We start from the raw sequence: 24,709 nt of genomic DNA on the forward strand, positions 1-24,709 counted from the left end.
GGTTCCGGCAGCCTTCAGTGGTCTTTGCAGAGTTAAGACAGGCGGCTTAGCGTTGCACTTCGAACTTGAATCCGCCGCCAATAAAACTTTCAGCGTCAATATCGGCCTCACGGCGTCGTTATCCGCTGCCGGATTTAGCGCAGACGCCGAACCGCGCAAAAGCATGTACTTTAAGATCCCCGGCACCTGGCGCAGTTTGCAGGTGATCAACCAGGAGGGCCAGTCGGCTACCGTTCAGGTCAGGGTGTCAGCCTTTGCTGCCAGATACAACACCCGAACCAGCTGGACGCTGCAACAGCATAGCAACTGGCGGGGTGGATCGTTCGTCTATGCCCCCAGCCCCTGCGCCTATTCTGGCATCGGTTACTACAATGCGACCGCGTATCAGTTTATGTGGAAGTGGCCGGAAAGTAATGCTGCCTGCTATAAGATCCCAGGAGTTAACTTAACCGGCGAACCTCATCTGATTAATAACATCAGCATTGGCTATGAGCTGAAGACCCCGGACCCGATGAAAATGGCCTCCGGCCAGTATAACGGTACTCTGCGACTGCGGGCAGGCCCGGGTGGCGACTTCGATTTTGGCGATAATTTTGCCGTTAATGACAGTAATATCGACTTCGTTTTCAGGCTGTCGGTGAATCACGAGCTGAAATTAAGCGCCTCAGCCAGCGACCAGCAAGTTACCCTGCGGCCCTGTACTGCCGCAAAGGTGTGCAGCGAAGAAGAAGGAAAAGCCAGCTGGGAACGCTGGATGATCACCCGCATCGCACCGCAGCTGACCGGGCGCAGTCAGTTCAGTTTATCCAGCTCAGGGGCGTTTACGGTTTACCTGCAGTGTGAACATCGCATCGGGACGGACTGCGCGTTGAAAAGCGATCAGTCGGCGCAGCAGGTTGCCGTGCAGGCGCGCCTGACGTTAGCGGATAATATTGCGGATAATGCGACTGGTGCGGCAGTAGTACAGAGAAGGCTTTTCGCCGGCAGAGATGCAACCCGCAATATCTTTATGACAAAAACATTTGCCCAGAGCCGCACAGGCAGTATTGATTTTCTTGTCACTCAGCGTGATGTCGAGACGATGTTGCAAACCCGCCCCGACACCTATCGCGGTGCAGTGACGGTGATCTTTGACCCGAAAATTTACTGACACAACCTGTGTGACCACAGGCTGTGTCATGTACCCGTTACCGTGCACTGGACGGGCCAAGTGTCTCCTGCGCCAGCCCGACCACAAACGCGAACTCCAGCGCCACGCCTTCATAGGCTTTAAAACGTCCGGACTTGCCGCCATGCCCGGAATCCATATCGGTACACAGCAACAGTAAGTTCTCGTCAGTTTTCAGTTCACGCAGTTTTGCCACCCATTTCGCTGGTTCCCAGTATTGCACCTGCGAATCATGCAACCCGGTGGTCACCAGCAGGTGTGGATACGCCTGCGCACGCACATTATCGTAAGGGCTGTACTGTTTGATGTAGTGGTAATATTCCGCCTCAGCCGGATTGCCCCACTCATCGTATTCACCGGTGGTCAGCGGAATCGACTCATCCAGCATGGTCGTGACCACATCGACAAACGGCACCTGTGCCACCACGCCGTGAAACAGTTGTGGCGCACGGTTAATCACCGCGCCCATCAGTAAACCACCGGCACTGCCGCCCATGGCGTAAACGCGTTGTCTGCTGCCGTAACCCTGTGCCAGCAAAGCTTCCGTGACATCAATAAAGTCGTTAAAGGTGTTGAGCTTATTCAGTAAGCGGCCATCGTCATACCACTGCTGCCCCAGCTCGCCACCGCCACGGATATGGGCAATCGCATAAACAAAACCGCGATCGAGCAGGCTCAGGCGGCTGCCGCTAAAATCGGCATCCATGCTGCTGCCGTAAGAACCATAACCGTAAACCAGCAGCGGATTTTTACCCGGCTGATAGTGATCGCGATGCCATACCAGCGATACCGGCACGTCAACGCCGTCACGCACGGTGATCCACAGGTGTTCGCTGCAATAGTGGCTGGCGTCAAAACCTTTCACTTCCGACTGTTTCAGTACCTGCCGCTCGCCGCTTTCCATATCCAGTTCAAACAGCGTTGATGGCGTGGTCATTGACGAGTAACCATACCGCAGCTTGCTGGTTTCCGGCGTGGGATTGTACGACAGCCAGGTAACATAGGCAGGATCGTCAAAGGCGATGCCAACGCTTTCGCCGCTGCGCTGATCAATATGGCGCAGGCTGGTCAGCCCGCGCTGGCGCTCTTCCACCACCAGCCAGTCACGGAACAGCTGGAAATCCTCCAGCACAATATGGTCGCGCGGCGCAATCACCGTTTCCCAGCGCGCAATATCAACATAATCCGTACGATACAAACCAAAGTTTTTGCCCTCATGGTTCGAACGAACATAAAAATGGTGGTTGTAGTGATCCACAGAGTATTCATGATCCTTATTGCGCGGAGAGAATACCTGCGGCTGCGCCTCAGCGAACTCAGCATCAAGCAGCAGCACTTCACTGGTAGTGGTGCTGTTAAGCGCAATCAGAATAAAGTGTTCCGAGGTGGTTTTATGCACGCTGACGTAAAAGGTGTCGTCCGCTTCTTCATACACCAGCTGGTCGGCGCTCTGCGGTTCACCGATCGTGTGCCGCCAGACCTGGTACGGCAGCAGCGTCTTTTTATTCTTACGCACATAGTAGAGCGTGCGGGAATCATTGGCCCAGGCGAAGCTGGCGGAAACATCTTCCAGCACCTCCGGATACCATTTGCCGGTGCTGAGATTGCGGAAGCGAATGCCGTAAATCCGCCGCGAGAGGAAATCTTCCGCCAGCGCCATAATGGTATTGTCAGGACTGATGTCCAGTGCGCCCAGGGTATAGAATTCACTGTGCGACGCACGCTGGTTGGCGTCGAGCAATATCTCCCACTCGTCCGGCGTGGCGGTATCGGCGGGCTGGCGGGTATAAATGGCGTACTCATTGCCATTCTCATAACGCCGCTGATAGCGGAAACCACTCTTCACATACGGCACGGAGTGATCCTGCTGCGGGATACGGTCGATCATCTCTTTCAGCAGGCTGTCCTGCAGCGCTTTCTGGGAATCCATCACCCACTTGCCGTAATCATTTTCCGCGTGCAGATAGTCGAGTACCGCCGTATCTTCACGCTCATCATCGCGCAACCAGTAGTAATCATCCTGACGCGTATCGCCATGCAGGGTCATTATGTGGGGAATTTTTTTGGCTTTAGGTGGGGTCATCGCGCATTAACACCGTTGTGAGTCATAGTGTTAAGGGTGGCATCTGTGCGCATGATTGCCAAGCGGTAAACCACAAGAAAACAACAGAAAAAAATAGCCAGGCCGGTTTTTTCCGGCCCGGATGATAATCAGGCGGGTAACTTTTGCTTTTCGTCGCGAATATCGCGGGCGATATCGTCACGTACATCCTGCGGGATTTTCAGTGCATCGCCCAGCGCCTGCAGATAGCTGCGCTCCATAAAGTGGTCGACATCAATCACGGCGTTGCTGAGAAAGTAGAGTTCCAGCGCCTCTTCTTCATTGCGGATATCCCGCGCCAGCAGCTGCGGGTCGAGCGGCTGGTCGATGGCCTGCTGGATCAGTTTTTCGCCCTGCGCACCGACTCCCAGCTGATGCACATTCTGCTCAATCGCCTGGCGCTCCTGCTGATCAATATGGCCGTCACTTTTCGCCGCGAACACCAGGGCAGTAATCAGACGCGCAGCACGCGCATCCACCGGGGTTTCACTGTGGCCAAACTGCGGTTCGTTCTGGTGAGATTCGCTGACGCGCTGCTTGTATTTGTTCCACAGCACCGCGCCTGCCGCGGCGCTGCCGCCGATAATCAGCGCATTTTTGCCATATTTGGCCAGCAGGTTACGTGATGATTTGCTGGCAATCAGTAAGCCCGCTAGACCACCCAGTGCACCCGGCGCCAGCATTTTGCTGAGGCCTTCCCCACTGCTTTTGCCATGGCTTTTACTGTTGCCTAATACGGATTGAATTTGCTGCAGCCAGTTGTTCATCTCATTTCCTTTACCACTCAGAATGGAATTCAGAGTAGAACAATGGACGTCAAGAAGCGTAAGCGGAAGAAAAGACGGGAAAATAACAGGCGACCGGCAGTCGCCTGTCGGGAGATGATCAGGCAACCTTCACTGCACGCACAGGTTTGGCATCATCCTGCCCGCCCGCTTCGCTTGCGCTGCTGGCAGCGGATTCAGCTTCAGCCTGCGGCATTTTGCTGGTGCGCAGAATATGCTGCACGCTGTCTTTGTTTTCTGCCAGATACATGCCCAGCGCTTCCAGCTGTTCCTCTTCCAGGCCAATCTGGCTGGCGCCCAGCCAGTCGGAAAAGACTTCAGCCATATCCAGCAGCTTATCGTAAGCATCCGCATCTTTTTTGCTGACAAAGGTCATCTTTTCCTCACCTTTTCTCACTACGACGTATTTTACTTCAACAGCCATGATCTCAGCCTCGTTTAACTGTATTTATATCCAGTATATCAGCCATTTTTTTTCCCGGCAAGCGGGCAAAGCAGATGCCCGCGCAAACGTTTTCGTTTATACTGCGCGCGATTTTATCATCCATTCAGGTAGCTATTATGACGACTCTTGGAACCGCGCTGCGCCCTGCCGCAACCCGTGTAATGCTGTTAGGTTCAGGTGAACTGGGCAAAGAAGTGGCGATTGAATGCCAGCGTTTAGGCGTAGAAGTAATTGCCGTTGACCGCTATGCCGATGCCCCGGCCATGCATGTGGCACACCGCAGCCATGTGATCAATATGCTGGATGGCGAAGCGCTGAAAGCGCTGGTTGCGCAAGAGCGTCCTGATTATATCGTGCCGGAAATCGAAGCGATTGCCACCGATATGCTGATTGAGCTGGAAAAACAGGGCCAGCGCGTGGTGCCAACGGCCCGTGCCGCACGTCTGACCATGAACCGTGAAGGGATTCGTCGTCTGGCCGCGGAAGAGCTGGCGCTGCCAACCTCTACCTACCGTTTCGCTGACAGCAAAGAAGCCTTCCTGCAGGCCGCAGAGGAAATTGGTTTCCCGTGCATCGTCAAGCCAGTGATGAGTTCTTCCGGTAAAGGTCAGAGCTTTATCCGTGATGCAGCGCAGCTGGATCACGCCTGGGAGTACGCACAACAGGGTGGCCGCGCGGGCGCCGGACGCGTCATCGTGGAAGGTGTGGTGAAATTTGATTTTGAGATAACCCTGCTGACCATCAGCGCCATTGATGGCATTCACTTCTGTGCGCCAATCGGCCACCGTCAGGAAGATGGTGACTACCGTGAATCCTGGCAGCCACAGCAGATGAGCGATCTGGCGCTGCAACGTGCGCAGGACATCGCGCAGAAAGTGGTCAGTGCGCTGGGCGGTCATGGTCTGTTTGGCGTTGAGCTGTTTGTCTGCGGCGATGACGTGGTGTTCAGCGAAGTGTCACCTCGCCCGCACGATACCGGTATGGTAACGCTGATTTCTCAGGATCTGTCGGAATTCGCCCTGCATGTGCGCGCCTTCCTCGGCCTGCCGGTTGGCGGCATTCGCCAGTATGGCCCGGCAGCGTCAGCCGTGATCCTGCCACAGCTGGACAGTGACAATGTGCAGTTTAGCGGCGTCCCTGCGGTGTTGGGTGCCGGTCTGCAACTGCGTCTGTTTGGTAAGCCGGAAATTCGCGGTCAGCGCCGTCTGGGTGTGGCACTGGCAACGGCGGAGACGGTTGAGCAGGCGGTTGAGCGTGCGATTGCCTGTGCCGGTGGGGTGAAGGTTAGCGGTTAACGCCGAGTGACTCCTTCCGCCATATATGCAATGGGGTCACCATTCGCGCCGTTCTGCTCCTTCCCCCGCAAGCGGGGGAAGGCTGGGATGGGGGAGCCAACGGCCAAGATGCTGAGTCGTTGGTTCCCCCTCTCCTGCCCTCCCCCATTCTAAGGGGGAGGGAGAATCATGCCCCTGCTATGAGGGAGAAGAAATAGAGATTATCTCGCCCCTGCCACCGCGTCACGCGCCAGCTGAGTAATCCGTCCCCAGTCCCCAGCTTCCAGCGCATCATTTGGCACCAGCCATGAACCGCCGATACAGAGCACGCTTTTCAGCGCCAGATAATCACGATAGTTCGCCGGCGAAATGCCGCCCGTCGGGCAGAAACGCACCTGCGGGAATGGTCCGCCAATCGCCTGCAGCGCTTTTACGCCACCGTTAGCTTCCGCCGGGAAGAATTTAAACTCTTTGAGGCCGTAGTCCATCCCCAGCATCAGTTCAGACACGGTGCTGATACCGGGAATTAACGGGATTGAACCTGCGGTTGCCGCTTTTAATAATGGCTCGGTCAGCCCCGGGCTGATAGCAAATTTCGCGCCCGCTTCCGTCACTTCGTGCAGTTGCTGAGTGTTGATCACCGTCCCGGCACCGACAATCGCGTCCGGCACTTCTCTGATCATCGCGCGCAGTGCATCCATCGCCACCGGCGTACGCAGCGTCACTTCCAGCACGCGCACCCCGCCCGCCACCAGCGCCTTCGCCATTGGAACCGCATGCTCCAGCTTATTGACCACAATCACCGGCACCACAGGCCCGGTCGTCAAAATCTGTTCAGCACTCGTTTTCCAGTTCTTCATCAGTCTTTATCCCCCGTCAGGCCCGCTGCGGGTCACGCTGACGGCAGCAGGCGAAAGCGACGCTTATCCGGCGTCAGGAATGTGATAGCGGATCTACCATACATGATCTGCTTCCACGCCGTCCATGCGTTAGCGCAATTTTTAAAACTGTGGTTCATTTTTATAGGGGCGAAAAAAACCCGCAGAGTGCGGGTTTTGATTATTCAGCGACTGATTACTCGAATTCGTTCCAGGAACGGCCATCACGGGTGATCATCGCTACTGACGCGACAGGCCCCCAGGTACCGGCCTGATACGGCTTCGGTGCTTCTTTATCCGCAGCCCAGGCTTCCATGATGGAGTCCACCCACTTCCAGGCTTCTTCCACTTCATCACGGCGTACAAACAGCGCCTGGATACCGCGCATGGTCTCCAGCAGCAGACGCTCGTAGGCATCCGCCAGATGCGACTGGTTGAAGGTTTCCGAGAAGCTCAGGTCCAGTTTGGTGGTCTGCAGGTTGTGTTTGTGATCCAGACCCGGCACTTTGTTCAGGATCTCGATATCCACGCCTTCGTCTGGCTGCAGACGAATGGTCAGCTTGTTCTGCGGCAGCTCTTTCCAGGAATCTTTAAACAGATTCAGCGCCGGGTTCTTGAAGTAAACCACGACTTCTGAACATTTTGATGGCAGACGTTTGCCGGTACGCAGGTAGAACGGCACACCCGCCCAGCGCCAGTCGTCGATATCAACACGGATAGCGACAAAGGATTCAGTATTACTGGCTTTGTTCGCGCCCTCTTCTTCCAGATAACCTGGCACTTTTTTGCCCTGCACAAAACCCGCGGTATACTGACCACGTACTGTTTTCTCACGCACGTTGGTGTGATCAATACGGCGCAGTGAGCGCAATACTTTCACTTTTTCGTCGCGAATGCGGTCAGCCGTCAGATCAGCCGGTGGTGACATGGCGATCATGGTCAGGATCTGCAGCAGGTGGTTCTGGATCATATCGCGCATCTGACCGGCCTGGTCAAAGTAACCCCAGCGGCCTTCGATACCCACTTCTTCCGCCACGGTGATCTGCACGTGATCGATGGTGCGGTTATCCCAGTTAGAGGCAAACAGTGAGTTGGCAAAGCGCAGCGCCAGCAGGTTCAGCACCGTCTCTTTACCCAGATAGTGGTCAATACGGAACACCTGGGATTCTTCGAAGAATTCACCGACCTGGTCATTAATCTCACGGGATGTTTCCAGTGAAGTGCCCAGTGGTTTTTCCATTACCACACGTGCCGGTTTGGCGTTCAGCTTCGCCGCGCCGAGACCTTTACAGATCGCACCGAAGGTGCCTGGCGGCATCGCGAAATAGTTAATGGTGACGCGTTTTTTCTGATCCAGCATCTTACCCAGTTTCGGGAACTGAGTGGTGTCATTGACGTCGAGGTTGCAGAAATCGAGACGGCTGCTGAGCTTATCCCACAGCGCTTCATCGATTTTCTCTTTCATGAAGGTTTCCAGCGCCTCACGTACCACTTTGGTGTAAGCCGCTTTATCCCAGTCTGCACGACCCACGCCAATAATGCGTGACTCTTCATGAATCTGTCCGGCTTTTTCCAACTGGTACAGGGAAGGCAACAGTTTCCGACGTGCAAGATCACCTTTGGCACCGAAAATCACCAGATCGCACGCCTGAGCTGTTTGTGTTACCGCCATTTTTATCTCCTCGTTGCAGGATGAATCTGACCTGCGGATTCCGTAATCAGTCAGACTCTTATTGTAATTTTCTTTCAATACAATGTACTTCTTTTGGCTGGTGCGCGTAAACCAGCGCGACCCCTGTCAGGGCAATGTATTTGCCCGCGTGCTATTTAACGGTAGTTATTCCACCTGCCCGTGTCCGTTTGTGCGTAATTTTTCAACTTTTCTGTTACCGTTTTACGCAACTGAAAATCAGACACAGTTCAAACTCTGGCAAAAAAGCGCCGAATCTCGCTGGACGCCTCTGCCCGTCACGCGTTATGGCATTGTATATTCTCTACAAAATGACATCGATTTCTCCTGTGAATGAAATCGTCAGAATTGATGAGTGGCCTCACGCTATGAATATGCTGGAAAAAATCCACGCTTACCTTGAGCTCCTGAGCAAATCCGAACGTAAAGTCGCCGAGGTGATTCTGGCCGCACCGCAAACGGCGATGCACTCCAGTATCGCCCTGCTGGCGCGCGCCGCCGGGGTCAGCGAGCCAACCGTCAACCGCTTCTGTCATCGTCTGGAAACCAAAGGCTTTCCTGACTTTAAACTGCAGCTGGCGCAAAGTCTGGCGACCGGCACCCCTTATGTCAGCCGTAATGTCGATGAAAACGATAGCGCCGACTCTTACACCGGTAAAATTTTCGAATCGGCCATGGCCGGTCTCGACCAGGTGCGTCAGCAGCTGGATATCAGCGCGGTTAATCGCGCCGTCGATCTGCTGACCCAGGCCAAAAAAATCGCCTTCTTTGGACTGGGTGCCTCGGCCGCCGTGGCCCACGACGCGATGAATAAATTTTTTCGCTTCAATGTGCCTGTCATCTATTCCGATGATATTGTGATGCAACGCATGAGTTGCATGAACAGTGCGGAAGGTGATGTCATGGTGCTGATTTCCCACACCGGTCGCACCAAAAATTTAGTCGAACTGGCGCATCTTGCACGGGAAAATGATGCCACCGTGCTGGCAATCACCTCACCGGGCTCGCCGCTGGCGCAGGAAGCCACGCTGGCGCTGACGCTCGATGTGCCGGAAGATACCGATATCTACATGCCCATGGTCTCACGCCTGGCGCAGTTAACCCTGATTGATGTGCTGGCAACCGGTTTTACTTTACGCCGCGGGCCAAAATTCAGAGATAACCTGAAGCGCGTCAAAGAAGGTTTGAAAGAATCGCGTTTAGATAAAGACGCCAGGCCCATTTTTTTTTCACGCTGACCGCGTGACAGCGGAAATTAATCCGGTCTGAGCATTCTCGCCTTGTTATATAAATGTTATAAAAGTGGCATAAGAATATCCTGTGATTGCTATTGCAACACCAAGTTAAAAGTTAACGGAGTCCTACATGTCAAGACGTCTCAGAAGAACCAAGATCGTAACCACTTTGGGCCCGGCAACCGATCGCGATAATAATCTCGAAAAAATCATCGCCGCGGGCGCCAACGTTGTGCGTCTTAACTTCTCGCACGGCACACCGGAAGATCACCAGCTGCGCGCGGATAAAGTCCGTGAAATCGCGGCTAAACTGGGACGCCATGTGGCGATCCTCGGCGATCTGCAGGGACCAAAAATCCGTGTATCGACCTTCAAAGAAGGCAAAGTTTTCCTCAATCAGGGTGACCGCTTCTTACTCGACGCCAACCTGAGCAAAGGTGAAGGCGATAAAGAGAAAGTGGGTATCGACTATAAAGGCCTGCCGGAAGACGTGGTGCCTGGCGATATCCTGCTGCTGGATGATGGTCGCGTGCAGCTGAAAGTGCTGGAAGTACAGGCATCTAAAGTCTTTACCGAAGTGACCGTTGGCGGTCCACTGTCTAACAATAAAGGCATCAACAAGCTGGGCGGCGGCCTGTCAGCTGAAGCGCTGACCGAGAAAGATAAAGCCGATATTCTGACGGCAGCCAAAATTAATGTCGACTATCTGGCCGTCTCCTTCCCGCGCAACGGCGAAGATCTGAACTATGCACGTCGTCTGGCGCGCGAAGCCGGCAGCGAAGCGAAAATCGTCTCTAAAGTGGAGCGTGCAGAAGCGGTCGCGACCCAGGAAGCGATGGACGATATCATCCTCGCCTCTGATGTGGTGATGGTGGCACGTGGTGACCTGGGTGTCGAAATTGGCGATCCTGAACTGGTCGGTATCCAGAAAGCGCTGATTCGTCGCGCCCGTCAGCTGAACCGTGCGGTGATCACGGCAACGCAGATGATGGAATCGATGATCACCAATCCGATGCCAACCCGTGCTGAAGTGATGGACGTGGCAAACGCCGTGCTGGATGGCACCGATGCGGTGATGCTGTCCGCGGAAACCGCAGCGGGTCAGTACCCGGCGGAAACCGTCTCAGCCATGGCGAAAGTGTGCCTCGGTGCTGAGAAGATCCCAAGCATCAACGTCTCTAAACACCGCCTGGAAGTGCAGTTTGATAACGTCGAAGAAGCGATTGCGATGTCGGCAATGTATACCGCTAACCACCTGCAGGGTGTTACGGCAATCATTACCATGACCGAATCTGGCCGCACGCCGCTGATGACATCACGTATCACCTCCGGCCTGCCGATTTTCGCCATGTCACGCCATGAGCGCACCCTGAACCTCACCGCGATGTACCGTGGTGTGACGCCGGTGTACTTTGACAGCGACAATGATGGCGTAGCCGCCGCACATGATGCGATCAACCTGCTGCGTGACAAAGGGTTCCTGGTCTCTGGTGACCTGGTGATCGTCACCCAGGGTGATGTGATGGCCACCACGGGCACCACTAACACCACACGCGTTCTGCGCGTCGACTAAGCTTCTCCCCACTCCGGGCGATCTGTGCCCGGAGTTTTCCTCCTGCAGTCCCTTCGCGATCACCGCTCCCTCTTTCCCTGCGGTTAATTCACTGATCCCAGCATCCTGTATCCGGTTAATACTCCCGGCTAACGTCGTGCCTGCCCGCCATAAAATGTGATCTGCATCACAAATACAACATAAGTAAGACTTATCTATTGGTTGTGAGAATAAACTTATTGAATGGTAATGATTACTATTTATAATCTCATCCGCATTACAATTATTAACTTTATCGTCACAAAAAACCTATTAACCGCATTAAATGGGGGTTTAATCTGCTGTTAAGGCAAATAACACTGAGTTTTTTGCCTGACTGAAAACATGCATCTTTATTAATTAGTTATATAACCTTAACTAATATCCATCAATATCGCAGGGTTACCGCTGTCATTGCTCGCTATGACGGCAGAGGTTTCTTACGTCCAAAAAAGGTACAGAGTATGGTCTTTGGTTCACCAACAGCACGCGCCGCCACACAGCCGCAACAGCCGCAGGACAGCGCGGCAAATGAACAGCTGTTCAACGCAGCGCAGCTTGATGCTTATGCGCAACAAACGCTCAGAGCGCTGAAACTGATCAACAACACCATCCAGCAGGTCAAAAAACCTTTTAGCGGTATTCTCCCCCATGAGCTGGCGCCAGCTTTCCATGCTGTCGATCTTGATGCGCCACTGCACGATGATCAGGCCGCGCTGGATGAGCTGTCACAGCTGTATCTGCGTGATGCAGTGTATTTCCATCATCCCAAGTATATTGCCCACCTGAACTGTCCGGTGGTTCTGCCTTCACTGCTGGCTGAGCAGGTGATGAGCGCAGTCAACAGTTCTGTCGATACCTGGGATCAGAGTGCTGGCGGCACGCTGATCGAGCAGAAAGTGATCGACTGGACGATCGGCCGCATCGGCCTGCCTGCCAGCGCCGACGGTATCTTCACCAGCGGCGGCACGCAGTCGAATCTGATGGCGATGCTGCTGGCGCGCGACAGCTGGTGCGCACGTCAGCGTCCGGGTCACCTGATCAAGCAGCAGGGATTACCGCCGGAAGCGAGCAAATGGCGTATCTTTACCTCGAAACTGAGCCACTTCAGTATTCAGAAATCGACGGCGATTCTAGGACTCGGTTATGACGCCGTGATCGCGGTGGATCATGATGAACACTACCGCATGGACGCCAGCCAGCTGGAGCAGGAAATCCAGCGCTGCCAGCAGCAGGGGCTGATTCCGATTGCCGTGGTCGCCACCAGCGGCACCACCGATTTCGGCAGCATTGATCCGCTGACCTCGGTAGCGGCAATCTGCCAGCATTACGGCCTGTGGATGCATGTCGATGCCGCTTACGGCTGCGGACTGCTGGTATCACCACAGCATCGTCAGCGCCTGAAAGGCATTGAGCAGGCGGATTCTGTCACCGTCGACTACCACAAATCCTTCTTCCAGACCGTCAGCTGTGGCGCGTTCTTTGTGCGTGATCGCCAGCATCTGAGCCATGTCACGGTCCATGCCGACTACCTGAACCCGCTCAGCGCGCAGCAGGAAGGCACGCCGAATCTGGTGAATAAAAGCATTCAGACCACCCGCCGCTTTGATGCACTGAAAATGTGGCTGACGCTGCGCATTATGGGGCCGCAGGCGCTGGGCGATGCGTTCGATAGACTGATTGATCTGACACGCACCGCGCATCAGTTGCTGACTGCGCACCCGGCTATCGAGGTTCTGCATCAGCCGGAACTGACCACGCAGATTTTCCGCTTCATCCCGCGTCCCGGGCTGAGTGATGCGCGGGTCGATGAGATCAATGCGCAGATCCGTAAGGCACTGTTCCGCTCCGGCAACGCAGTGATCGCCGGCACCAAAGTGGCTGGCCGTCAGTATCTGAAATTTACCCTGCTCAATCCTGCCTCCACCAAAGCGGACCTGGAAGACATTATCGCCCTGATCGCCCACTACGGTCATGAACTGGCGCGAAGTCAGGGCCTGAATGCGGCTAATCAATGAGGGATCACTGATGAACAATCCTGTTTATGACTTTATCGCTATCGGTATTGGCCCGTTTAACCTCGGCCTGGCCTGCCTGACCGAACCGCTGGAAGAGATTAACGGTGTCTTCCTCGATCAGAACCCCGGTTTTGACTGGCATACCGGGATGATGCTGGAGAGCGCTCATCTGCAGACGCCATTTATGGCTGATCTGGTGACACTGGCGGACCCGACCAGCCGCTTTAGTCTGCTGAACTACATGAAGCAGACCGGCAAGTTATATCGCTTCTATATCCGTGAAGACTTCTTCCTGATGCGCAAGGAGTACAACCAGTATTGCCAGTGGGCAAGCAGCCAGCTGAATAACCTGCACTGGAACACGCGCGTGGACTACGTCAGCTACGATGAGACGCTGCAGTGCTATCGCGTGCGCAGCAGTGACACCCGCAGCGGTGAAACCCGCGAGTGGCTGACGCGCAAACTGGTGCTTGGCACCGGCCCGAGCGCCTGGCTACCGCCGTGCAGCCGTCCGCATCAGCAGCGCCTGACACACTCCAGCGACTATCTGGCGGACAAGTCTGCCCTGCAGCAGAAAAACGCGATCACCGTGCTGGGCAGTGGTCAGAGTGCCGCAGAGATTTTCTACGATCTGCTGAGTGATATCGATCAGCATCACTACCAGCTGAACTGGATCACCCGTGCGCCGCGCTTCTACCCGCTGGAGTACACCAAGCTGACGCTGGAGATGACGTCGCCGGAGTGGATCGACTACTTCCATGCCCTGCCCGCCAGTAAGCGTGATCAACTGAATGCAGAGCAGAAGAATCTGTATAAGGGCATCAACAGCAGCCTGATTAATGACATCTTCGATCTGCTGTATGTCAAACAGCTGGATGGCGATCTGAACGTCAACCTGTTCACCCATTCTGAACTGACCGCACTGCGCTGGCTGCCGGACGGTGAATTTGAGCTGTCGCTGCACCAGCAGGAGCAGGACCAGCACTACACCCGCCGCAGCGAAGGCATTGTGATGGCGACGGGTTATCAGTATCGCGCACCGATGTTTATCGAAGGTATCAGCGAGCGCCTGCGCTGGGATGAAAAAGGCCGCTACGACGTACAACGTAACTACAGCGTCGACCAGCATAACCAGGTGTTTGTACAGAATGCTGAGCTGCATACCCACGGTTTCGTCACCCCGGATCTGGGCATGGCCTGCTACCGCAATTCCGTGATCATCCGTGAGATCGCCGGACGCGAGATCTACCCGATTGAACAGCGTATCGCCTTCCAGACCTTCCCGGCACAAACGGAGGTGGCTCGTGAGCGATAGCACGCTGTTCCGCTGCACGCGTCCGGCAGGGGAATTCACCTTACGCCCGATGCTGGCGGAAGACGCACCGCTAATCTACCGCTGGGTGACCCAGGAGTATGCCCGTTTCTGGGGGATGCAGCAGGATTCGTATGATCAGGTCGCCAGTTTTTATCGTGATCTGACGCGTGATAACCCACAGGCAGCGCTGATCGGCTGTTGTAATCAGCAGCCAGTGTTTCTGATGGAGTTCTACAAAGCGCAGAAGGATCAGGTTGGCAAGTTCTACCCGGCACGTGATGACGACTACGGCATGCATATTCTGCTGGCGCCAGCAGAACAGCCACAGCGCCAGTTCAGCTGGCAGGTGTTCAGCACGGTGATGGACTACATGTTCAGCCAGCCGCAGGTTGGCCGCGTGGTGGTGGAACCCGATGAGCGTAATCACAAAATTCACCGGCTGAATAAGCGTGCGGGTTTCCGTTACCAGCACACGATTGATATGGGCCATAAAACCGCATGGCTGGCGTTCTGCCAGCGCGATGATTATCAGAAAGCTTTATTGCAGGAAACATTGACCATGACTGACTCTTCTATGCTGCTGAGCGGCAACCATCTTGCTGGTGATAACTGGGCACAGGCCAACCGACTGCTGGTCCGTAAAGCGCTGGCTGAATTCGCCCATGAAAAACTGATCGACCCACAACCACTGGGCAATGAGCGTTACCGCCTGGCGGTGCCGGGTAGCGAAGCCGAGTATCAGTTCAGTGCTGCACGACTGGCGCTGGATCACTGGTCTGTGCGTGCCGATTCCATTATGAAACACCAGAATGGTGAACCACTGGCGCTGGATGCGCTGAAGTTTATCGTCGAATTCCACCAGCAGATCGGCATTCCGGCCAACATGCTGGCAACCTATATGGAAGAGATCACCAGTACGCTGTGCGGCAGTGTATTTAAACTGCAGAACAACGTCCCCGACAGCGCGACGCTGACACGTGCCGATTTCCAGACCGTGGAAGCGGCAATGACCGAAGGCCACCCGTGCTTTGTTGCCAACAATGGCCGTATCGGTTTCGATGCGCGTGATTATCTGGCGTATGCACCGGAAGCCGCGACACCGGTTAATCTGGTGTGGGTGGCGGTACACCTGCGTAACGCCCATTTCGCCAGCCTTGATCAGCTCAGCTATGAACAGCTGATGCGTGATGAACTCGGTGACAACACTGTCGCCACGTTTAATGCACGTCTTGATCAGCTGGGTGTCAATCGGGCGGACTATCTGTTTATGCCGGTGCATCCATGGCAGTGGCATAACAAACTGCTGACGGTGTTTGCGCCGGATATCGCTGCGCGCGATATCATTTATCTCGGCACCGGCGACGATCAGTATCAGGCCCAGCAGTCGATCCGTACCTTCTTTAACCGCAGCCAGCCCAACAAGCACTACGTGAAAACCGCGCTGTCAGTGCTGAACATGGGCTTTATGCGTGGCCTGTCACCGTACTATATGGCGACCACTCCGGCGGTAAACCAGTGGCTGGAAGGCCTGGTACAGCATGACGACTGGCTGCAACAATGCGGTTTCCGCATCCTGCGTGAAGTGGCGGCAATTGGCTATCACAACCGTTACTACGAGCAGGCGATCAGCGGCGACTCCGCCTATAAAAAGATGTTCGCTGCCCTGTGGCGCGATAATCCGGTGGCCCGCCTGCAGCCCAATCAGCGGCTGATGACCATGGCATCGCTGCTGCATATCGACTACCAGCAGCAGGCGCTGCTGCCTGCGTTGATCGCCTCTTCCGGTATCAGCGCCGAACAGTGGATTAGCCAGTATCTGCGTTGCTATCTCAGCCCGCTGCTGCACTGCTTCTACCAGCATGATCTGGTGTTTATGCCACACGGTGAAAACCTGATCCTGCTGCTGGAAAACAATGTGCCGGTCAGCGCATATATGAAGGATATCGGCGAGGAGATCGCCGTGCTGAACCCGGATGCGGTATTGCCGGAAAAAGCCCAGCGCCTGGCGGTGGATGTGCCGGAGCATCTGAAATTACTGTCAATTTTCACCGATGTATTTGACTGTATTTTCCGTTTTATCAGCGCTATTCTGCACGACAGCGGCACGCTGCCGGAAGCGGTATTCTGGCGTAGTGTGGCGGATTGCGTGAAAGAGTATCAGCAGGCACATCCGCAACTGGCCGCCAAATTCGCCCGTTACGATCTGTTTATGGCAGAGTTCGATCGCTCCTGTCTGAATCGTCTGCAGCTGGCGAATAATCAGCAGATGATCAACCTGTCTGATCCGGCGGAAAACCTGAAATTTGCCGGTACACTGATCAATCCGATTGCCGCTTTTGCTGATAAATCCTGAGCTTTCACGGGTATAATTAGCCTTCATCAAATCGTATTATTGGTGATGGATTATTGCGAAGCGCGACCGCACTGGCGGTCGCGTTTTTACGTTTCTGGAATAAGGAGCCTGGATGGCGTCGTATACCCCTGTGTCTTCCCTGACCCTGCGTCACCTGATTTTCCCTCTTGCGCTGGTGTTGTTCGAATTTGCCACCTATATCGCTCACGATATGATCCAGCCCGGCATGCTGCTGGTCACTGAAGAGTTTCAGGTTGGGCCGGAATGGGTGTCCGCCTCGCTGACCGGTTATCTGATTGGCGGGATTGTGCTGCAGTGGCTGCTGGGGCCGCTGTCGGATAAGTATGGTCGTCGCCCGGTGATCCTGGCCGGTGTGGTGTTCTTCCTTTTCTCCTGCCTGCTGATGCACTGGGTGCAGAGCATTGAACAGTTTGTCGCGTTGCGCTTTTTGCAGGGCACCAGTCTGTGCTTTATCGGCGCGGTCGGCTATGCCGCGGTGCAGGAAGCGTTTGATGAAACGCTGAGTGTGCGCATTACTGCGCTGATGGCCAATGTCGCCACACTGGCGCCGATCCTCGGCCCGCTGGCGGGTGCCGCGTTTCTCGGCTTCAGCGGCTGGCGCAATATGTTTTATCTGTTTGCTGTTCTGACATTTATCGCGCTGATCGGCCTGTGGCGCAGCATGCCGGAAACAGCAGGCGATCGAAATGTTTCCATTTCACTGCCGTCAATGGGCAAAAGCTATTGGGCACTGGCGCGCGATCGCCAGGTGATGTGTGGCTCACTGGCGCTGGGACTGGTGATTATGCCGGTGCTGGCGTGGGTGGCGCTGTCTCCGGTGATTCTGATCCATGATGCCGGGCTGAGCCGTATGGCCTATGCCTGGCTGCAGCTGCCGGTCTTTCTGGCGATGATCGCCGGTAATGTAACGCTCGGTAAGCTGGCAGGACGTCTGCCACTGGAGCAGCCGCTGCGGCTCGGCGCGTGGCCGATTCTGCTCGGTCTGCTGCTGGCGATGATCAGCACTCTGCTGGATAACCACAGCTATCTGTGGCTGATCGCCGGACTGAGTATTTATGCCTTTGGCGCCGGACTGGTGAATGCGGCGTTGTATCGCCTGACACTGTTCTCCAGCGATGGCGGTAAAGGCAGCGTGGCGGCTATGTTAGGGATGATCAGTATTGCGGTGTTTGCCGCGGGAATTGAGCTGGCGAAGTATGCCTATTTCGCTGGCGGGAATCAGCTGTTCAGCCTGGTGAATCTGGTCTGCGGTGGCTTGTGGTTGCTGATGGTGGTGCTGTTTCTGCGTGAGCGCAAACGGCGGGTTAAGGTAGAGGCGCTGTAACTTTTCTCTATCCTGCCATGCTGGGGGGCACAGTTCCCTCCCCCATCCTAACCTTCCCCGATAAAATGGGGGAAGGTTAGGTAAGCGGCAAATCCCACCGCAGAGAGGATCGGATTAACCTATTTATTACGGCGATACAAATCGTCGCGCTCGTAAGGTTCTTTCTCCCCTTCTTTGCGCGTCTTCAGCAGCTTCAGAATCCAGGTATATTGCTCCGGATTTGGCCGGATAAAGTGTTCCACTTCTTCATTCATCCGCCGCGCCAGCGTCACATCATCCGCATCCAGCAGGTCGTCCATTGGCGGACGGATCAGGATATGCAGTTTATGTGTTTTGTTATCATACACCGGGAATAGCGGCACCACGCGCGCACGACACACTTTCATCAGCCGTCCCAGCGCAGGCAACGTCGCTTTATAGGTGGCAAAGAAATCAACAAACTCACTCTGCTCCGGGCCGTGGTCCTCATCTGGCAGATAGTAGCCCCAGTAGCCCTGACGAACGGAGCTGATAAACGGCTTGATACCGTCATTACGCGGGTGCAGACGGCCGCCAAATCGACGACGTACCGCGTTCCACATATAGTCCATCACTTCATTGCGCTGGTTATGGAACATCGCAGCAATCTGCTTGCCTTCTGCCGCCATCAGCATCGCCGGGATATCTATCGCCCAGCCGTGCGGCACCAGGAAAATCACATTCTGCTCACTGGCACGCAGCTCATCGACAATCTCTTTACCATGCCACTCAATACGCTGGCTGTGGTGGACGGATTTACGCATTGCCAGTTCGGCCATCATTACCATCGACTGTGGCGCAACCGCGAACATATCATCAATAATTGCCTCACGCTGCGCTTCAGACAGTTCAGGCATACAGTAAAACAGGTTGATCTGCGCACGACGACGCGCGCTACGGGCATATTTCCCGGCGGTACGCCCCAGCGCGCCGAGGATCGGATCGCGTACCGACGCAGGTAGCCAGGCCATACCGGCGCAGGCACCAATGGCTAACCAGGCACCCCAATATTTCGGTTTAAGGAAGGCCTTCTTAAAGACGGGGATAAATTCGTTCTGACTTTTTTTGCTGTTTTCCATGCACTCGCCTCAAACAATAACCGGCTAATGATAGTGATGACGGCTAAATTTGCAATCATTGTGCAGCAACATGAGGAAAATGTCCTCATGGCAAGGAGAGGAAGATCAGACAGATAACAAAAAACCGACCGGTTTCCCGATCGGTTTTTTTGGGTCAGCTTAGTTAAATTTAAGCTGTGGCGTGATTTCCCGCACCTGCGCCAGATAATCTTTGCGCTCTTTGCCTGCCAGCCCTTCACTGCGTGGCAGCTTGGCATTGACCGGGTTCACCGCCTGATTATTAATCCAGATTTCATAATGCAGGTGTGGACCGGTAGAACGGCCGGTATTGCCGGACAGCGCAATACGGTCACCGCGTTTAACTTTCTCACCCGGTTTCACCAGCAGTTTTTTCAGGTGCATATAACGCGTCATATACTGGCGACCATGGCGGATCGCCACGTAGTTGCCCGCTGCGCCATCACGTTTTGCCACCACCACTTCGCCGTCGCCGACGGCCAGCACTGGCGTACCCAGCGGCATGGCAAAATCCACCCCTTTATGCGGCGCAATGCGACCTGTCACCGGGTTAAGACGGCGCGGGTTAAAGTTGGAGGAGACGCGGTACTGTTTCACCGTCGGGAAGCGCATAAAGCCGCGCGCCAGACCGGAACCACTGCGGTCATAGAATTTGCCGTCTTCGGCGCGAATCGCGTAGTAATCTTTGCCGCCGCTGCGCAGACGCACACCGACCAGCTCACTCTGCGCGCTTTTGCCATCCAGCATTTCGCGTGACATCAGCACCGAGAACTGGTCGCCTTTCTTCAGCTTACGGAAATCCATCTGCCACTGCAGCGCTTTGATCACTGCACTGGCTTCGCCACTGGTCAGCCCGGCACGACGGGCACTGACGGCAAAGCTGCCGTCCAGTTCACCGCGCAGCACGCTGTTCTGCCACTCACCCTGCTGCAACGCAGTGCTGGCTTTAAAGCCGTTTTCGTTGCGATCGTAAGTACGGGTTTCGCGGCGTGACATCTCCCAGGTCAGACGTTGCAGCTGCCCGTCTTCGGTTAAGGTCCAGGAGAGCTGCTGACCAATTTTCAGGTTACGCAGATCTTTATCTTCTCTCACCAGCTGGCTGATATCGCCCATCTCGATGCCATACTGATTGAGGATGCTGCTTAGCGTGTCACCATCTGAAACCACATATTCATGGGTTCCCGCGGCTTCCGGCACATCTTCATCAATTTCATCTTGCGGGATATCCGCTTCCGGCGCAGGCGTCGGCTGGTCAAGCGGCTCACTGGCTTCCGGCGTCAACGTCGTGGTTGATGCAGGTGGCGGCGCTTTCTCCAGTTCGATATCAATTGAACGGGTAATGGGGCTTTCACTGGGGTGATAGACGTAAGGCCGCCAGACAGCAACGGCCAGAGTCACGACAGTCAGCGACCCCAGCATAACACGGTGGGGACGCGGTAGATTATTGAACGCCAGGGCGACAGCGCGGGCTATCTGCTGCACTATTTACTTTTCCTCTATGCTCCTTTCAGGCAGCTCACATACTGGCTCGACAACTGTGAGAGGAATGTCACATAGCTGTCTTTCGTTAAGCTGATACCCATTCCCAGCGGATCTAAGGTGCCTTTTCGCACAGCGGTTCCGCGGGCAACGGCATCGATGACGGCCGGCCTGAATTGTGGTTCAGCGAAAACGCAGACGGCTTTCTGCTCAACCAGCTCTGTTCGTATTTGATGTAAACGCTGCGCACCAGGCTGAATTTCCGGGTTCACGGTAAAATGCCCTAAAGGCGACAACCCGTAGTGTTTTTCAAAGTAGCTGTAAGCATCATGAAAAACGAAATATCCCTTCCCTTTCACCGGCGCCAGCTCGGAACCAATCTGCTGGTTCGATTTTTCCAGACTTGCGGCAAATTGTCGCAGGTTCGCGTCTAGTTTGTCTCTGCTTTGCGGCATAAGTTCCAATAATTTATCGTGGATTGCAACCGCTGACAGGCGCGCTATCTCAGGCGACAGCCACAAGTGCATGTTATATTCGCCATGATGGTGATGTTCATCGGCCTCTTCACCGTGGTGTTCGTGGCCCTCTTCCTCATGCTCATCCTCTTCGCCACCGCGAATCAGCAGCGGTTTCACCGTGGCTAAATCCGCCAGTTCGAGGTTCTTTTGCACGGGCAGGCTGGCAGCAGATTTGCTTAAAAACGCTTCCATTTCCGGGCCAATCCACACCACTAAATCCGCGCCCTGTAAGCGTTTTACATCAGATGGACGCAGGGCATAATCATGCTCGGATGCGCCATCCGGCAGCAGCACTTCCACCGGGGTCACACCATCGGCAATCGCGGCGGCAATAAAGCCAAGCGGTTTAATGGAAGCCACTACCGCGGCGGAGGCAGGTGCAGTCAGTGCACTGCTCATGCCCAGGGCGATCAGGGCTGAAAAAAAACGATTTTTTTTATGTAACATAATGCGTCAATCCGTCGTGACTCGCTGATGGAACGTGATATTATAACATCCGAATTCTTCTGCAAGCTGTAATTAACCATGTCATCACTTATCACGCTGGAAAACATTTCTGTGACGTTCGGTCAGCGCCGTGTGCTGTCTGACGTCTCACTGAAACTGCAGCCCGGCCGTATTCTGACTCTGCTTGGCCCTAACGGCGCAGGCAAATCCACCCTGGTGCGGGTGGTGCTGGGACTTGTCCAGCCTGCTGGTGGTAAACTGACACCCCCGGCGGATTTACGGATTGGCTATGTGCCACAAAAACTGCATCTCGACAGCACCCTGCCGCTGACGGTTGATCGTTTTATGCGTCTGCGCCCGGGCGTTAAACGTGCGGATATCCTGCCCGCACTGAAACGTGTGCAGGCGGGTCACCTCCTCGATTATCCACTGCAAAAACTGTCCGGCGGCGAAACCCAGCGCGTACTGCTGGCGCGTGCTCTGCTGAACCAGCCGCAACTGCTGGTGCTGGACGAGCCAACCCAGGGCGTGGATGTTAACGGTCAGGTGGCGCTGTATGATCTGATTGACCAGCTGCGGCGCGAACTGAATTGCGGCGTGCTGATGGTGTCGCACGACCTGCATCTGGTGATGGCGAAAACCGATGAAGTGCTGTGTCTGAATCAGCATATATGCTGTTCCGGCACACCTGAAGTGGTCGCGCAAGATCCGGAATTTATCTCGATGTTTGGCCCGCGTGGCGCGGAACAGCTGGCGATCTATCGCCACCATCATAATCACCGCCACGATCTTCAGGGACGAATTATTCTGCGCAGAGGACAGGGGCCGTCATGATTGAATTATTACTTCCCGGCTGGCTGGGCGGCATCCTGCTGGCACTGGCCGCGGGACCGCTGGGCTCGTTTGTCGTCTGGCGGCGCATGTCCTATTTCGGCGACACGCTGGCGCACGCTTCATTACTGGGCGTCGCCTTTGGTCTGCTGCTGAACGTGAATCCGTTTTATGCGGTGATTGCCGTCACCCTGCTGATGTCGCTGGGGCTGGTATGGCTGGAACGCCGTCCGCAGCTGGCGATTGATACTCTGCTCGGCATCATGGCACACAGTGCGCTGTCGCTGGGTCTGGTCGTGGTCAGTCTGATGGCAAACGTGCGCGTCGATTTAATGGCCTATCTGTTTGGCGATCTGCTCTCGGTGACGCCTGCCGATCTGATGGTCATCGCGGCCGGTGTGGCGTTGGTGCTGGCGATCCTGGCCTGGCAGTGGCGCGCATTGCTGTCGATCACCATCAGTCCGGAGATGGCGCAGGTAGATGGCGTCAATATCCAGCGCACCAAACTGCTGTTAATGCTGGTCACCGCGCTGACCATCGGCGTGGCGATGAAGTTTGTCGGCGCACTAATCATCACCTCGCTGCTGATTATCCCGGCCGCCACTGCCCGTCGCTTCTCCCGTTCTCCGGAACAGATGGCGCTGATCGCCGTGGCGACGGGCGCGCTGGCGGTCACGGGTGGGCTGGCGTTCTCTGCGGGCTACGACACCCCCGCCGGTCCTTCGGTAGTATTATGCGCAGCACTGATGTTTGTGCTGAGTATGGTGAAACGCCCGTCCGTCTGATGACCGTTCAGTTCCCCTGCGACAGACCTGCGCAGGGGTTCACTGCAGTGATGATTTCCATTCTCTGCCCTTTCTGACTCCCCTGCACCGTTGGTGCCCTGCTGAACTGGCGAATTCTGTAAAATCTCCGCTGGTGAATATGCCAGTCTGCATGCAATCGTGTCAGACAAGGAGTGCCAATGGACGGAGTTACAGACAATACCATCACCTTATTCCATTCCACATCAGCAACGCCTCTCACCCTTACCGCAGCTATGTCGCACAACCTGATACAGGCCAGTAATGTGAGGGACAACTTAACGCCCATCGCCCCACTACCTGCCGGCAACATCACTCAGTCTCATTTTACCCTTGCCAGCACCTCCAGGCAGGAGATCCCGTATATCCGTGAGCAGCTTCTGTTTTCGGCTGTGCCCGGGCAAGTGGCAAGAGAGTTACAGCCCACCCGCAGCCCGTCTGAAACGCCACGCCAGATGCGCAGCACCAGTTTTCCGTACATGGCAGCGTTCACATATCAACGGTCCGCAGAGACAAAATCTGCACGTTCCCCCTCTTACCTCAAAGCAGCAACTTATCCCCGCACGGGACAAAAAGTCTCGCAGCATGTTGTCCGGGATTTTGCTGGTCCTCTTGATTTGCTGCGCGCCCCGATTGCGGAAACACTGAGTGCTGAACAGCGGGAAACTGAGTTGCAAAGAAAAATAACGGTGCTGGATCGCGTACTGGAGTATCGCCTGCCCGGTGTCACACTGGAGCTGGCCGGTCTCGACTTGCGTAACCTGGATTTCGGACAGCTGGAGATGTCCCTGGAAAATGTCCATTTCCTTAACTGCCAGTTCGATGGCGCCAGTCTGAATGCCACATTCACTGACTGCAAGATGACGCTGTGTACATTTACCCAATGCAATCTGAGTAGTAGCAGGCTAACGAGATGCCGCTTCTTTAACTGCAATCTGCGTCTGGCGATAATGGAACGATGTCATTTATTCGTAAGCGTCTCATACATACCGTATATTGACTTAAAATAGCAATATGCAGCAACTCAGAACCGTACGGACTTACTATTCCGTACTTTCTGATGGGAAAAAACACCTTAAAATTCAGGTTTAAAACCACAACTACATATCATTACCCTGGCGGTGATTGAATATCCCGGTGTTTCAGTCAGGTATTCGCACTTCATGACATTGTTTATCCGCCATGAGCTGGTATTTTAAAATAAAAATGCCCCGCTTTCTGGCAGGGCATTCTTTTAAGTCACTTACTGTTTTTATGTCAGTCCCTGCTTTGCAGGAGAAAACGGTAAATCAGGCCGCCAAGAACGCCGCCTGCAAGC

The 24,709-nt window shown here is 54.9% G+C and carries 19 protein-coding genes; 11 read left to right on the top strand and 8 right to left on the bottom strand.

Going from position 1 to position 24,709, the window contains the following annotated elements:
• Nucleotides 1-52: 52 nt before the first annotated feature.
• On the top strand, nucleotides 53-1,150 hold the full coding sequence (locus tag ACSZO1_RS14065) for a hypothetical protein (RefSeq protein WP_437613568.1): 1,098 nt from the start codon (nucleotides 53-55) through the stop codon (nucleotides 1,148-1,150).
• A 37-nt stretch (nucleotides 1,151-1,187) separates the two neighbouring features.
• Here ACSZO1_RS14065 and ACSZO1_RS14070 read toward each other — a convergent pair whose 3' ends face one another.
• The 3 genes from ACSZO1_RS14070 to ACSZO1_RS14080 form a co-directional block, all read right to left on the bottom strand.
• On the bottom strand, nucleotides 1,188-3,251 hold the full coding sequence (locus ACSZO1_RS14070) for a prolyl oligopeptidase family serine peptidase (protein ID WP_437613570.1): 2,064 nt from the start codon (nucleotides 3,249-3,251) through the stop codon (nucleotides 1,188-1,190).
• 128 nt (nucleotides 3,252-3,379) lie between these two features.
• Nucleotides 3,380-4,036, bottom strand: a complete 657-nt coding sequence (locus tag ACSZO1_RS14075; protein WP_437613572.1) for a tellurite resistance TerB family protein — start codon at nucleotides 4,034-4,036, stop codon at nucleotides 3,380-3,382.
• A gap of 118 nt (nucleotides 4,037-4,154) precedes the next feature.
• Complete coding sequence (locus ACSZO1_RS14080; RefSeq protein WP_437613574.1) at nucleotides 4,155-4,478, bottom strand: YebG family protein; 324 nt, start codon at nucleotides 4,476-4,478, stop codon at nucleotides 4,155-4,157.
• A gap of 137 nt (nucleotides 4,479-4,615) precedes the next feature.
• On the opposite strand from ACSZO1_RS14080, the gene purT reads away from it, so the two are divergent.
• On the top strand, nucleotides 4,616-5,794 hold the full coding sequence (gene purT / locus ACSZO1_RS14085) for a formate-dependent phosphoribosylglycinamide formyltransferase (protein ID WP_437613576.1): 1,179 nt from the start codon (nucleotides 4,616-4,618) through the stop codon (nucleotides 5,792-5,794).
• Between the two features lie 200 nt (nucleotides 5,795-5,994).
• On the opposite strand, the gene ACSZO1_RS14090 is transcribed toward purT, so the two are convergent.
• On the bottom strand, nucleotides 5,995-6,633 hold the full coding sequence (locus ACSZO1_RS14090) for a bifunctional 4-hydroxy-2-oxoglutarate aldolase/2-dehydro-3-deoxy-phosphogluconate aldolase (protein WP_437613578.1): 639 nt from the start codon (nucleotides 6,631-6,633) through the stop codon (nucleotides 5,995-5,997).
• Nucleotides 6,634-6,847: 214 nt separating this feature from the next.
• Nucleotides 6,848-8,323, bottom strand: coding sequence for a glucose-6-phosphate dehydrogenase (gene zwf, locus ACSZO1_RS14095; protein WP_437613580.1), 1,476 nt, complete (start codon nucleotides 8,321-8,323; stop codon nucleotides 6,848-6,850).
• 386 nt (nucleotides 8,324-8,709) lie between these two features.
• Between zwf and ACSZO1_RS14100 the strand changes: the two genes are divergently transcribed.
• The 6 genes from ACSZO1_RS14100 (at nucleotide 8,710) to ACSZO1_RS14125 (ending at nucleotide 18,198) form a co-directional block, all read left to right on the top strand.
• Nucleotides 8,710-9,579 (top strand): MurR/RpiR family transcriptional regulator, encoded by an 870-nt coding sequence (locus ACSZO1_RS14100; RefSeq protein ID WP_437613581.1) that lies wholly within the window; start codon nucleotides 8,710-8,712, stop codon nucleotides 9,577-9,579.
• A 127-nt stretch (nucleotides 9,580-9,706) separates the two neighbouring features.
• Nucleotides 9,707-11,149 carry a pyruvate kinase gene (gene pyk, locus ACSZO1_RS14105; RefSeq protein WP_437613583.1) on the top strand — a complete coding sequence of 481 codons (1,443 nt, stop codon included), beginning with the start codon at nucleotides 9,707-9,709 and terminating at the stop codon, nucleotides 11,147-11,149.
• Between the two features lie 482 nt (nucleotides 11,150-11,631).
• Nucleotides 11,632-13,185, top strand: a complete 1,554-nt coding sequence (locus ACSZO1_RS14110) for a pyridoxal phosphate-dependent decarboxylase family protein (protein WP_437613585.1) — start codon at nucleotides 11,632-11,634, stop codon at nucleotides 13,183-13,185.
• A gap of 10 nt (nucleotides 13,186-13,195) precedes the next feature.
• Complete coding sequence (locus ACSZO1_RS14115) at nucleotides 13,196-14,500, top strand: lysine N(6)-hydroxylase/L-ornithine N(5)-oxygenase family protein (RefSeq protein WP_437613587.1); 1,305 nt, start codon at nucleotides 13,196-13,198, stop codon at nucleotides 14,498-14,500.
• Nucleotides 14,490-16,853 carry a GNAT family N-acetyltransferase gene (locus ACSZO1_RS14120; protein WP_437613589.1) on the top strand — a complete coding sequence of 788 codons (2,364 nt, stop codon included), beginning with the start codon at nucleotides 14,490-14,492 and terminating at the stop codon, nucleotides 16,851-16,853. The genes ACSZO1_RS14115 and ACSZO1_RS14120 overlap by 11 nt, the downstream gene beginning before the upstream one ends.
• Before the next feature lie 112 nt (nucleotides 16,854-16,965).
• Nucleotides 16,966-18,198 carry an MFS transporter gene (locus ACSZO1_RS14125; RefSeq protein WP_437613591.1) on the top strand — a complete coding sequence of 411 codons (1,233 nt, stop codon included), beginning with the start codon at nucleotides 16,966-16,968 and terminating at the stop codon, nucleotides 18,196-18,198.
• Between the two features lie 119 nt (nucleotides 18,199-18,317).
• On the opposite strand, the gene lpxM is transcribed toward ACSZO1_RS14125, so the two are convergent.
• The 3 genes from lpxM to znuA form a co-directional block, all read right to left on the bottom strand.
• Nucleotides 18,318-19,295, bottom strand: coding sequence for a lauroyl-Kdo(2)-lipid IV(A) myristoyltransferase (gene lpxM / locus ACSZO1_RS14130; RefSeq protein ID WP_437613593.1), 978 nt, complete (start codon nucleotides 19,293-19,295; stop codon nucleotides 18,318-18,320).
• A 159-nt stretch (nucleotides 19,296-19,454) separates the two neighbouring features.
• Nucleotides 19,455-20,795, bottom strand: coding sequence for a murein DD-endopeptidase MepM (mepM, locus tag ACSZO1_RS14135; RefSeq protein WP_437613595.1), 1,341 nt, complete (start codon nucleotides 20,793-20,795; stop codon nucleotides 19,455-19,457).
• 14 nt (nucleotides 20,796-20,809) lie between these two features.
• On the bottom strand, nucleotides 20,810-21,757 hold the full coding sequence (gene znuA, locus ACSZO1_RS14140; protein WP_437613597.1) for a zinc ABC transporter substrate-binding protein ZnuA: 948 nt from the start codon (nucleotides 21,755-21,757) through the stop codon (nucleotides 20,810-20,812).
• 78 nt (nucleotides 21,758-21,835) lie between these two features.
• On the opposite strand from znuA, the gene znuC reads away from it, so the two are divergent.
• The 3 genes from znuC (at nucleotide 21,836) to ACSZO1_RS14155 (ending at nucleotide 24,401) form a co-directional block, all read left to right on the top strand.
• Entirely contained in the window at nucleotides 21,836-22,591 is a 756-nt protein-coding gene (gene znuC, locus ACSZO1_RS14145; protein ID WP_437613599.1) for a zinc ABC transporter ATP-binding protein ZnuC, read from the top strand.
• Nucleotides 22,588-23,373: a zinc ABC transporter permease subunit ZnuB gene (znuB, locus tag ACSZO1_RS14150; RefSeq protein WP_437613601.1), complete on the top strand. Its 786-nt coding sequence runs from the start codon at nucleotides 22,588-22,590 to the stop codon at nucleotides 23,371-23,373. Before znuC ends, znuB begins: the two co-directional genes overlap by 4 nt.
• A 179-nt stretch (nucleotides 23,374-23,552) precedes the next feature.
• Nucleotides 23,553-24,401, top strand: coding sequence for a pentapeptide repeat-containing protein (locus tag ACSZO1_RS14155; RefSeq protein WP_437613603.1), 849 nt, complete (start codon nucleotides 23,553-23,555; stop codon nucleotides 24,399-24,401).
• Nucleotides 24,402-24,709 lie beyond the last annotated feature (308 nt).

It is taken from the genome of Erwinia sp. V71, assembly GCF_965644245.1.
Taxonomy (GTDB): domain Bacteria; phylum Pseudomonadota; class Gammaproteobacteria; order Enterobacterales; family Enterobacteriaceae; genus Erwinia.